The sequence below is a fragment of the Sphingomonas sp. S-NIH.Pt3_0716 genome, assembly GCF_003950715.1.
Classification (GTDB): Bacteria; Pseudomonadota; Alphaproteobacteria; order Sphingomonadales; family Sphingomonadaceae; genus Sphingobium; species Sphingobium yanoikuyae_A.
Genome location: NZ_QLJK01000028.1, coordinates 60,282 through 70,871, shown reverse-complemented (window position 1 = coordinate 70,871; position 10,590 = coordinate 60,282). Strand labels below are relative to the sequence as shown.

The window sequence follows — 10,590 nt, the reverse complement described above, 5'->3', positions numbered from 1 at the left end:
TTTTGGCATTGGGCCCTCGGCGCTGACGGAGGCCATGGGCATGCTCAACCACCATTTCGCAGCAGCCGCCTGATCGGCGCAGAGCGACAGCCTACCTCTGACTGCCGCCAATCTTTGCAACAGAGCCCCGCACATCACCTAAACTATCGTTCGTCATGCACTCAACTCGCGCTGTCTGTTGCGGCAACGCTCGGAAGACGCGCTTTGATCGACTGCCCCCAAGTCGCAGCCGTTCTATCGTCGTTCCATCCCGGTGACAATGAATTCCGCATCTTGGCGGCCGAGCCCAAGGCGTTGGTCCGATGTCCATCCAAGGCCCCTTCACCCATCTTCCAAGCGATGTTTCGCGACCGGAGGAGCAATCGTCAGCGGCTCATAATAGGCGGCGCAGCCGCTCAACGCGGCAAATTCCGGATCGTGGGACGTCACGATCCGTCGAATCAAATGGGGTGGTACCGGGGCGAGCGCGCGATCATGGGGCACGCCATCGTAAGACCGCTCCGCGCGCCAGCCACAGAACTGCCGCACGATGTGGGTTTCGTAGCCAAGGCTGTCCTGGAAATAGGACATCGGGATTGCCGCTTCTACAACGCACGGCACACCTGTCGAGCGGAGGATTGGCCCTAGTGCGATATCACGGTCGATCGCCGCGTATAGGGACTCACCTCCCCAGAACCGGAAGAAATCCTCAACTCCGTCGTCGTTTTGTGGCCGCGTGAAGAGGAACCAGATGCGCCCTGCCCGTGTCGGTGAATGCGCCTGGTGGCGCAGCCGAAACTGGGCAGCAATCTCCGGTGAGAACGCGCCAGCCGATATTGCCGCATCGATCCTCGTCATCAAACCGTCAACGCTTGGAAGATGCATCCCTTTCGCGAGGATGCCAGCCCGCTCATGTGGCAGCAGGCGGGTACAGTGCCAGGCCAAAATCTCGTGGGGGCGCAGCAGCTCGCCCAAGCGCTCGACCAACCGATCATACTGAGACCCGGTGGCGAAGCGCTGGGCCGTCACCCAGTCGTTCAACAGATCGAAATGCTCGCCGAGGAAGTCGGTCACTGCTGGCGGCCAGCTCGCTGGGTGATCATAGTCGAAGAGCACGTTTCGCCTCCGCGACAGCGTCGCCTCCCGTCAGAGATCGGTCGGCGTTCACGGCAATCGCGCCGCCTTCAGCGCTTCCACAAGTCGATCCAGCATGGGCTTTGCCGCATCGATACGGTCGATCGTGTTCGCCATCGGCTCGAGGGCTGCCTCGAGAGCATCGTCCTCGAACCCTGCAGCCAGGCGCTCTCGATTGATCGGGATCGTCAGCGCCAGATCTCCAGCCTTCGGATCATACAGGAAGCCCTTGGAGGCAAGGTCCTCAAGCAACGGGCCTTGAGATTTCAGGAACGCCTTCCATGCCCGCTGGCCCAACGCGTCGGTCGACGCCGAAAATCTGATCCCAGCACCGGCAAAGCCAGCTATTGTACCGAGCCACGTCTCCGGCTCATTTCCGTCGATGCAGGAGGCGGGTTGGAGGGAGAAGGACAGGTAGAAATCCTCTTCCCCGGCCTCACCGCCCATCCTCCAGTCTTCCGGTGCGAGCCACTGGGCCTCATCAAAGTCGGCCGGCACAGCACCTGCCCACCCGAGCTCGTGCCGCTTATCGTTGATGACGGTCGCTGCTGCCTTCTCAAGCATTGGTTGCATCATCGTCTTGGCATAACGGAGAGCGGCTTCAAGCTCATCGATATGTTTGACGATCACGGCTCCGACATTGGGATCCGACATAGGAAAGCTGCTCCTAGAACCTACGAATGTGATCGGCGAACCGCTCGATGAGATGCTCGACGAAGGATCGATCGGCGGCACGCCTACTGACAGCGGCGAGAGCGGCGCGCGCAACATCCTGCCAGGTGGTCGAAGATACAGTCGCCAGACGTGTATCGAACGGTGCCAGCAACAAGATCCGAGGCGCCAGTCCTTGAAGTTCGGCTCTGCGATGGATGGACGCTGAGTATCGCTCCAGCTGCTCTCGGCCCAGGCCAGCACGGATTTTTACCTCGACACCAATCAGATGGACTGCTGTTTCGATGACCAGATCGACGCGATCGGCGGCGTCTCCCAAGGGGCAGACTTCGGTCTCGATACGGTATCCCCGTTCAAGCTCAGCGCCCCAGTGCTCGCCCGGAAGGGCGTTCGAGAGATAGCTGATGAGGAAATTGCGAGAAGTCTCCCCACCAAATTCGCGCATCCACAAGCCAGCCAGAGCGGCAGCATTGCGCACCTCGTCATGCCCGATATAAGCCAGCGCCCACACATTGATCAGCCCGCCTTGCTCCCTCGTCACTGACAGCGGTCGCTGCAGGGCGGTGAAAGCGCTCTGCAGATCATGCAGGGCATAGAATTGCTTCGGCGCAGGTGGATGCGCCATGGGCAGCGCTTGGCGCAACGCGTCGAACGCAGCGTGAAGCCGCGAAGCAGACAGCGTTTCAGACATTGGCTGAACTCGCCACGGAATCAGCAGCTGCTGCGTCGTCGTCGACTTCCGGCGGTCCTGTATCGGGCAAGGCGCCGAACAACATCTCAAGTACCTCGTCCAAACTGTCGACCCGCCTGAACATTTTGGCGGGGACCGTCCGATGGTTGGACCGTTCAGGTCGGTCACCCTCTTGCCGGCGGCCGATCCGCTTCGGCCGGTTGAGCGATGACATGTCCGGGAGCGGTTGCCCCGCTGCCCCACCGAACCACCAAAAATACCGCAGATCGAGATCGAGGCTGACAGCGATCCAAATCACACACCCGCTCGGTTTGGAGGCTAAAGCGCCGATCGAGACTCGAACCGGCTTCTCACCGACGCCAGTTTTGAACTGGATGTGGCGCTGGATGTGACCGCGGGTCATGACAAGATCGTAGCCGAACGCGTCAAACTCCGAGCGAAGTACCTCGACGTCGGTGATGCCCCTTTTCCATAGTGTTCGGAGCGCCTCACCCACGAAGACGTGCTCGACAATCCGCTCGCGCAGGGTTGAATGAGTTGAGTGAAGCGCGATCTCGGCCATTTTTTCCTCAACGGTAAACTATTGATCGTGACGGGCCTACCCTTGCGAACTGGTCTTCGATGATCTGCTCCGCCAGACCCTGTCGCGCTTCCATGTGCTTCAGCTTCTCACGTAGTGCCGACACCGGATCGGTATCGTCTCCGAAGTCAGATATGGTCACCCTAGTTTCCCCATTAGCCGTCCCGCCGCACCCTGCTCCGCAGCGAGATTGCGATTGTAAGCGAGCGGCATGCGGGGGCTTCTCCACCGCAATGCGTCCATGATGCCGGCGAGATCTTCCCCGCTTGCGAACAAATCCTGATTTAGGCCGACACGCGTTGAATGGGCGCTCACCCCTTTAAGCAAGCGCACGAGATCGTCGGCCGTCAAATCACCGAGGGCACCAACATCGAAGGCTCGCTGGATCATCGCGCGCCAGATCGGCCCAATCGAGCCCGGATGCAGCGCCACCTCGCCAACGTCATATTCGACGCGCGCCGGCACCGCAGCCCGTGGAAGCGTCTTTCGCAGATCCCATTTCTCGCGGCTGGTGATGCTGTCGATCGGCCGTCCTTTCACCGCAGGCCGCGCCTTGTAGCGCCGCACCTGCACCCGCCGGAACAACGAACCAGCCGTGATCCCGGCTCCGTCGGTCCATGCTGCGATGGCCCGCATCGAGCGGGGCGAGAGAAATGCGGTCGCCCCCTCCCCTTCCCGGTCGCCCTTGCTGCGTTCGATCGCGAGCAGACCGGCTTCAGGATCGAGCGCCTCCAGGACATGATCGACTTCGATCGCGACAAGCTCGGACGCCCGCAGCCCGGTGTCATAAGCGACAGACAGCAGCGCCCGATCCCTCAGGCCCGGCAAATCGTCCGCACACGCCTCCAGAAGCGCCCTGATGTTGATCCCGCGGGGCTTGTCGCGCTCAACGTCGCGAACCGGCCCCTTGAAGCGCAGCGGGCGCGCTTGCGCCTGTGCCGTGCCCTTCTCGCGCCGGATCGCGCGAAGCCGAAGTTTCACCAGCTCGGCCTGGGTCGGATCCTTCAGGTCGAGCAATTGGTGGATCTTGGCAATCGATGCCTTGTAGCGGCCAAGCGAGGCGGGCCGAGCCCCCTGCCCTGCCCGCGCGTCGAGATAGTCGGCGACGATCTCCGGCGTTGCCGGCAGCGCGATGCGGTTGGTGCGCCGGCACCACAGGTCGAACGCTTCGAGATCGGATTTCAGGGCGCGGATGGAATGTGGCGAGCTGGCGGCCTGATAGGCGGCGATGAGGGTCTCATCGACCACGATGCGCCCGCCGGCGCGCATCTGCGTCGCAGTCCACGCGATAGCCGACATAGCCTCGGCCGACACGGTGACGACCACGCCATTGGCGGCGTCGAACTCGCCGGTTTCAGGGCTTTTTTGCCCGCTGATCGCGCTGCCCTCCATCGCTGCGGTTGTAGCGCACCTTATAGAGAGACGTCAAATTCGGTTATGTGATAACTGCAATTATCGCATGTCTGGTATTCACGACAGTTAGGGCTGGAAACCAACTGGTGACTTTAGTTTCCCTGTGTGCGACACCGATCTGCGAAATGGAGCGGCTGCGCAACTTCCAGAGCAACGACGGCATGCTGCTTTTGGGCCGGCTCGATGGCCGCCTGCAGAATAGCCCATGTGCCGATATCTTCATTGCTCGATCGCGCCTCGAGGGCGCGGCCGCCTTGGCGGGCCTGGCAGGCGTTCCCATAACGATCGGCGATCTCCAGAGCTGGATTGCCGGGCGAAGCCCCCCTCCCCGCGCCTCCGAAGGCCTCAACGATCCGATCTCGGTTGCCGCCATCTTCCACCTTGCGCTCAGCCGTGACGACGACGCTAAGGATCCACTGACCCTTGCAACCCTCAGGACATTGCGGACGATCCTTGACGATCGATCTGCAGCCGAGACCTACGGCAACGAAGACCTCGCGCACTTTGGCCCGTTGTGGCGTCGCGTGCGGTCTGCGGCGTCGGCCCCCTTCCCCGTCGGCGGCCTGTTGGCGATAGCCCAGCGGGTCTTCGAGCTTGCGGAGATGACGGAGCAGACTTCCGGCCGCGCGTCGGACGTCGTGTCGATCGATGGGCGGGCGTGGGAGCTGCCTGCCCGCCATCGTGATCGGAACTGGCTTGTCGCGACAGCAGTCCCTCTGATGGTTCATCGAGCAGGGTTCACGGGTCGGATCATTCCGTCGCTGGTGCTGCTCCCGAAGTTCCTGCCCCCCTCCCCCGGCGCGCTGGCGGAGATACTCGCTGATCGCCTCACCGATGCAGCGGCTGCCGGACTTCGAGAGCTGGACTGGATCGAACGTGCGATGCACCGGCAGGCTGCCCATCGACAACTGACCAAGCGGAGCAAGGCCCCTCTCTTGGCGCGCCTGCAGATCGCCTATCCTGGACTTTCACCCGCGGCTGTCTCGAAGCTGCTCGACGTCACCCCACAGGGCGCCAGGAAGCTGCTGGCGGCCACATCAGGGCCGTCAGACCCAATGCTGGTCTAGGACCGCCTTCAGCGCTTCCTCAACCTCTGCACGTGTCGCACCGCCACGGCTGATGAGGGTGAGGCGGATGCCCTTCTTGTCGGCGCCCTCGATGCGGAGCACCGGCTTGCCGCTCGCACTGGCTACAGTCTCGGCCTTTCCTGACTTCTTGGGGGATCCTGACTTCTTGGGGGGGTCTACTGCCTCGGTCAAAGCCTTGATCGTGTCGAGAATCGACAGCGGTTCAGCCCCAGCCTCCCGAGCATCCGCAAGGCGCCCCGCCTCCGCGATTGCCCTCCCCCGCCGAACTTCTGGCTTGAGCAGTGCCTTCAACGCAATCGCGTTTCGGACTCCAAGATCCTGCGGGTTGGCGAACGCTCGGGTGAGATCTGCCGGCAGACGAGCCAGATCGAGATAGCGGGTAAGCCAGCTTTCGGAGCAATGGAGACGTTCGGCCATCGTCCGCTGCCGACCATCATAGTAGAGGTCCAAGGCGCGAAGGTAGTCCTTGGCTCGCTCAAGGTCGGTGAGGTCGTCTCGTGCCCGGTTTTCGATATCGGCGAACCGAAATGCCTCCTCGTCCCCCAACTCGCGAACATCGACGAGGAACTTGAAGTCCGGGTAGTTGTGCGAGCGCAGCCAGCTGATGGTCCAGTGACGGCGCGCGCCGCAGATCACCTCGAAGTCGAAGTCCGCCTCGCCGTGGATCCGGCGAACGATCGCCGGCATCTCCTGCTTGCCCTGAGACTTCATGCTCTCGATGAGGTCCGAGCACCGCTCCTCGTTCAGGAGTGCATAGTCTCGATTGTGACCCGCCCACATGCGGCATCGCGCAGGATCCACGAGCTCGTGAGTCCGAGTCACGACGGCGCCCGATGTGAGCGCTGCCAGACGGTTGGTTCGACCCGTAAGAACGTTGGCTGCGATGCCTTGGCGGCGCTGCTGCGGCGCCTCCTCGGTAAGGTCGATTCCTGCCGCCAAATCGGCAGCAAAACCGCTGTTCTTCTTGCTCATAGGAGCCTCCCTCCACCGAAATTGCACGCGTGCAATTTTTCCGTTTTTCTCGAAATTGCACGCGTGCAACGCGACGGTTTCATGCCAGTGCAGCCTTGCGTAGAGCGGCCTGGTGGCTCGGCCACATCGACCGAATGTCGACTTCGATTTCAGCATTCACGCCGTCCAGATAACCCAGGCAGCGCTTGCGAACAGCAGGGCTCGTTGCTGGCCCGTCGAGCTCGTAGACCGTCATCAGCCGCGCGGTCGCATTGTCGATCTCGGCCGAGTCCTTGAGCGGCGTGCGGATCATCGCATGGCCGAACAGCGTCCGCATCAGGTTAAGGAGCTCGCGCTGCATCGACTTGTTATCGTCGACCTTGGAACCGACAAACCGGAGGAACTGAAGCTCCGGCGCCATCCCGCGCTCCGCCAGCTGTTCGATGGTCTCGTCGAGCATCGATAGAAAGGCAGCGGTCGAGGAGAAGTCCATGACGGTTGGTGGCACCGGGACCACCAGCGCGTTCGCCGCACGAAGAACCGACAGCGAAATCGACCCCAGCGCAGGCGGCGGATCGAGCACCACCACGTCGAAGCGATCGGAGATGCTGTCGATGCCGAACTTCAGGCGCTCGAGCAGCGTCCCGAAGTCGCCTCGCGCCATGCGCGCTGCCAACTCATATTCCGAGTTGAACAGCCGCAGGTTTGCCGGGATCAGTTCCAGCCCGTCGAAGTGGGTCTTGCGCAGCGCGTAGTCGAGCGACTTCCGCTCGTCCTCGCGAAGGAACGGATAGAGGGTCTCGTCCTCGTCGAGATCGAGGTCAGGCACGTAGCCGAACAGCGTCGTTGCCGACGCCTGGCTATCGCAGTCGATGAGCGCGACGCGGTAACCCCGGATGGCAAGATACTGCGCGAGATGGACAGCGACAGTCGATTTCCCAACACCGCCCTTGAAGTTCTGGACGGCCACGACGCAACACGGATCCGTCGGTGCCCGGTACGGCCGGGTGCCGAACACGCCGCGCATGTCATTGAGCTGCGCCAGCGTATATCGCTCGCGCCGGTTGTTGTCGGTTCGTGAGGCCTCCGGAAGCCGCCCGTCCTTCTCAGCATCTCGGATCGCTGCTGGCGTTCGCCCGACAAGCTCTGCGGCCTGACTGATTGTGAATGTCGGCTCTCGCCGGTCATCCGCGCGCGCGCTCTTGGCCGAATCCCGCAGCTTTTCGAGGACCGACGAAGTGCGGCTCGCAAGTGTCGCAACCGAGACGAGACGCTCGGCTTCCTCAATCTCGAGGCCGTTAGCCATATGCCCACCTTTCGCAATTGAGCAGGTGGTACATCGACTTGCGCTTTTACGTCAAGAAAAACAGAAATTGCGAAAGTCGAGACGCCAATTTAGGCCGATCGATCCTCTCCGTCAGTCTATCCTGACTCGGTGGGGGAGGCAGAAATTGCACGCGTGCAATTTTTCTGAATCAGGGCTTCCCGCGCCGGCCAACCCAGCTCTCACAAAAACCTGTCCACGAGTCCATCAGCTTCTTTCCACGGAGCTTCTCGAGCCGCGTGCCCATATGCTGACGGTAACCCTCCGCGATCATGTCGACCGACCAACCTCCACCGTGCCTCAGCGCAATCGCACGAAACTCATCGGCTCCGTAGGTGAGCGAACCCACAGGGAAAGACTTCTCTTCAACCTTGTGTTTGGTGAGCGCCTTTGTCGCCTCCGCGATCGCGCCCTGCACCGACACGGTTTCGAGCGAGCCATCACGGCGGGCCTTCCGTCCGGAGGAATGCCGGTCGAGTTCGTCAACCGTCTCGATCACTTCCGGCGCCCCCTTCGGCTCAAACCGGAACTCGATTTCCGTGACGGTTCGCCCCTGACGGGTCTCCCGCCATTCTACTCGGAAATGAGCCAGCTGATCGATCTCAGCCTTCGCCTTTTCGAGAACCTTCCGGCGCAACTGTGCGAAATCCGTGTAGACTTCAGGCGGAATGCCAAGCGCGGCCCGGAGCGACTGCATGTCGCCTTTCCAAGTGGCCTGACGGCGGTGCAACCGAAGCGCGCCAAGCTCATACAGCTTCAGCGCGTAGCTCGACCTGAAACCCAGGACCGCCTGCCGGTTGAGCACCGCATAAGTCTCCGATGCCTGGATAAGCTTGCGAGCATCAGGCGTGAATTCCCATTCGATCCAACCCGCCTCACCGCCGTCTTCCTCATACTCTTCGCGCGATCGCGATATGAGCGAGAACCGGAGCGTTGCCTTCTTACCGCGCCAGGACTTGTCATCGACAGCGAACAGCGTGCGATGAAGCTCCTCGAGCATATCGCTGATCCGCTCGTTGCCCTTGTGGCCGCGCCGGATGTCAGCCTTCCGCATTCTGTGGGGGCGGTCCTCCCACGCGTCGCCGCCAGCAGTAAGGATCATGAGCGCCAATAGTCGCGACGCTGTCAGGCTCAGCGACTCGCCCTTGATGAATTTGACCTCGATTATGTTGCCGGGCTTAGCGAATTCGTCACCGCCCTTTGCTTTAAGCGCGGCGGCCACACGCATTGCTCGACCGAGCGATGCTTCCTCCGCCTCGTTCTCAACTGCTTCAGCTATTTGGCCAGCGTCGCTTTCCATGCAATAATACGTTCAATTGGCGGTGCTTGAACGCATTTGCTGCCTGACCTGACCTCTCACGTCAAGTCAGGTCAGGATAGATCGAATTTGGGCTCCCCCAATCGGTCAGGATAGAATCGGGGTGAATCGACCAAGGAACCGAGGAGAACGGCCGAGTCGTGTTTCGGGTCAGGCAGCCCCGAAAATTGCCCCCAACAGCCGCTGTTTTCAGTCACCTGAGCTGCGGATCGGCAGCAAATTTCCCGCGAGCGCCGTCGCCCCCAAGAAGTCAGGATAGCCCCAAACGGTCAGGTAAGTCCCCCCAACGGGACAGGTCAGAGCCCCCATCAGGTCAGGCATACTCCCCCGTCCGGTCAGGAAGTTCGTTTCAACCTACTGTAACGACGCCGTTTTTTGGCCCCCGAATCTGAATCTTTTGAATCACGAATCCTCCCGCTGCGAGCAGCGGCGTTTTTAAAGATGATTCTTTTGAAGGGATCGACCGATTCGCAGAGGCGAGATGTCGCGCCACCCATCGACCAGCAGCATGATGCGCTGAAGGAGGAGAGGGGGAGAAGCATGGCGAACAGGGAGGGCAGCCATGCCTCTGACAGCCAGAAGACCCGACCAGCAACTCGTCGATATCGTCGGAACCTTAGGGGGCACCTGGTCCGGCTATGTCGCAATGTGCCGTTGCCCCGCGCATGACGACAGCGAACCCAGCCTATCCCTCCGTCAAGGTGATCGCGGTATCTTGGTCACCTGCTTCGCCGGCTGCTCGCGGGACGACGTCTTGCGTGAGCTGCGACGAGTCCGTCCGACCGAACGCTATGCGAGGCCTGATCTCGTATCGGATCGCCGGCCAGTGAACGTCGAACGGATCTGGGAAGAGGCCGTCGATGTGCGCGGCACTCTGGCCGAACGCTATCTACGCCGACGCAACCTCATGCCAGTGCCGCCGGACCTCCGCTTCCATCCGCAGTGCCCCTATCTTCCCAAACCGAAGACCGTGTTCCAGCCCGCCTTGCTCGTCGCGGTTCGAGAGAACCGTCAGCTTGTGGCAATCCAACGGATATTCATCGATCCGCGAACCGGCGACTATCTTCGCAAGGTGATGCTGGGCGTCCCGCTGTCTGGTGCGTGGCGGGGGAGGGCAGGGGGGACAACCCTTGCAATTGCTGAAGGCTTCGAGACCGCTGCGGCCTTCACTAGACTCCGTCACATCCCTTGTTGGGCGTCCCTGGGGGCTCGCCGACTGGACCAGCTCGCCATTCCGATCAGCGTCACGTCACTGCTGATCGCAGAGGACAACGACGCCGAGGGTGGCCGCGCAGCCGACAAGGCCGAAGAACGCTATCGCCGACCAGGTCTGACGATCGAGCGGGCGCCACCCCCAGCAGGCCATAAGGACTGGGCGAAATTCCTCGACGCACTGGTTCGACGGGGCCGCCGATAACGTCCCGCCGCCGGAGGAGGGGA

General features: G+C 61.7%; 10 protein-coding genes. 2 read left to right on the top strand and 8 right to left on the bottom strand.

Going from position 1 to position 10,590, the window contains the following annotated elements; translation table 11 throughout:
• Positions 1-321: 321 nt before the first annotated feature.
• The 5 genes from BRX37_RS20295 to BRX37_RS20275 form a co-directional block, all read right to left on the bottom strand.
• Entirely contained in the window at positions 322-1,053 is a 732-nt protein-coding gene (locus BRX37_RS20295) for a hypothetical protein (protein WP_164522496.1), read from the bottom strand.
• Positions 1,054-1,143: 90 nt separating this feature from the next.
• On the bottom strand, positions 1,144-1,767 hold the full coding sequence (locus BRX37_RS20290) for a hypothetical protein (RefSeq protein ID WP_125989072.1): 624 nt from the start codon (positions 1,765-1,767) through the stop codon (positions 1,144-1,146).
• 13 nt (positions 1,768-1,780) lie between these two features.
• Positions 1,781-2,476, bottom strand: a complete 696-nt coding sequence (locus tag BRX37_RS20285; RefSeq protein WP_125989070.1) for a PD-(D/E)XK nuclease family protein — start codon at positions 2,474-2,476, stop codon at positions 1,781-1,783.
• A complete protein-coding gene (locus BRX37_RS20280; protein ID WP_206434196.1) occupies positions 2,469-3,038 on the bottom strand; it encodes a hypothetical protein in 570 nt (189 codons plus the stop codon). Before BRX37_RS20280 ends, BRX37_RS20285 begins: the two co-directional genes overlap by 8 nt.
• A gap of 156 nt (positions 3,039-3,194) precedes the next feature.
• Complete coding sequence (locus tag BRX37_RS20275; protein WP_318276809.1) at positions 3,195-4,355, bottom strand: tyrosine-type recombinase/integrase; 1,161 nt, start codon at positions 4,353-4,355, stop codon at positions 3,195-3,197.
• Positions 4,356-4,594: 239 nt separating this feature from the next.
• Between BRX37_RS20275 and BRX37_RS20270 the strand changes: the two genes are divergently transcribed.
• Positions 4,595-5,536: a hypothetical protein gene (locus BRX37_RS20270; protein WP_125989084.1), complete on the top strand. Its 942-nt coding sequence runs from the start codon at positions 4,595-4,597 to the stop codon at positions 5,534-5,536.
• Here the strand turns inward: BRX37_RS20270 and BRX37_RS20265 are convergent.
• From BRX37_RS20265 to BRX37_RS20255, 3 genes are all read right to left on the bottom strand, one after another.
• Positions 5,516-6,529 (bottom strand): ParB/RepB/Spo0J family partition protein, encoded by a 1,014-nt coding sequence (locus tag BRX37_RS20265; RefSeq protein WP_125989066.1) that lies wholly within the window; start codon positions 6,527-6,529, stop codon positions 5,516-5,518. The genes BRX37_RS20270 and BRX37_RS20265 overlap by 21 nt on opposite strands.
• Positions 6,530-6,608: 79 nt before the next feature.
• Entirely contained in the window at positions 6,609-7,814 is a 1,206-nt protein-coding gene (locus BRX37_RS20260; RefSeq protein ID WP_125989065.1) for an AAA family ATPase, read from the bottom strand.
• Between the two features lie 169 nt (positions 7,815-7,983).
• On the bottom strand, positions 7,984-9,132 hold the full coding sequence (locus BRX37_RS20255; RefSeq protein ID WP_206434195.1) for a replication initiation protein: 1,149 nt from the start codon (positions 9,130-9,132) through the stop codon (positions 7,984-7,986).
• 580 nt (positions 9,133-9,712) lie between these two features.
• Here BRX37_RS20255 and BRX37_RS20250 point away from each other — a divergent pair.
• Positions 9,713-10,567, top strand: a complete 855-nt coding sequence (locus BRX37_RS20250; protein WP_125989063.1) for a DUF7146 domain-containing protein — start codon at positions 9,713-9,715, stop codon at positions 10,565-10,567.
• Positions 10,568-10,590: the final 23 nt, after the last annotated feature.

Excerpts from the sequence above, each read along its gene's own strand:
- BRX37_RS20285 (WP_125989070.1), bottom strand. The coding sequence starts at position 2,476 with ATGTCTGAAACGCTGTCTGCTTCGCGGCTTCACGCTGCGTTCGACGCG.
- BRX37_RS20250 (WP_125989063.1), top strand. The coding sequence starts at position 9,713 with ATGCCTCTGACAGCCAGAAGACCCGACCAGCAACTCGTCGATATCGTC.
- BRX37_RS20275 (WP_318276809.1), bottom strand. The coding sequence starts at position 4,355 with ATGTCGGCTATCGCGTGGACTGCGACGCAGATGCGCGCCGGCGGGCGC.
- BRX37_RS20290 (WP_125989072.1), bottom strand. The coding sequence starts at position 1,767 with ATGTCGGATCCCAATGTCGGAGCCGTGATCGTCAAACATATCGATGAG.
- BRX37_RS20255 (WP_206434195.1), bottom strand. The coding sequence starts at position 9,132 with ATGGAAAGCGACGCTGGCCAAATAGCTGAAGCAGTTGAGAACGAGGCG.
- BRX37_RS20260 (WP_125989065.1), bottom strand. The coding sequence starts at position 7,814 with ATGGCTAACGGCCTCGAGATTGAGGAAGCCGAGCGTCTCGTCTCGGTT.
- BRX37_RS20280 (WP_206434196.1), bottom strand. The coding sequence starts at position 3,038 with ATGGCCGAGATCGCGCTTCACTCAACTCATTCAACCCTGCGCGAGCGG.
- BRX37_RS20270 (WP_125989084.1), top strand. The coding sequence starts at position 4,595 with ATGGAGCGGCTGCGCAACTTCCAGAGCAACGACGGCATGCTGCTTTTG.
- BRX37_RS20265 (WP_125989066.1), bottom strand. The coding sequence starts at position 6,529 with ATGAGCAAGAAGAACAGCGGTTTTGCTGCCGATTTGGCGGCAGGAATC.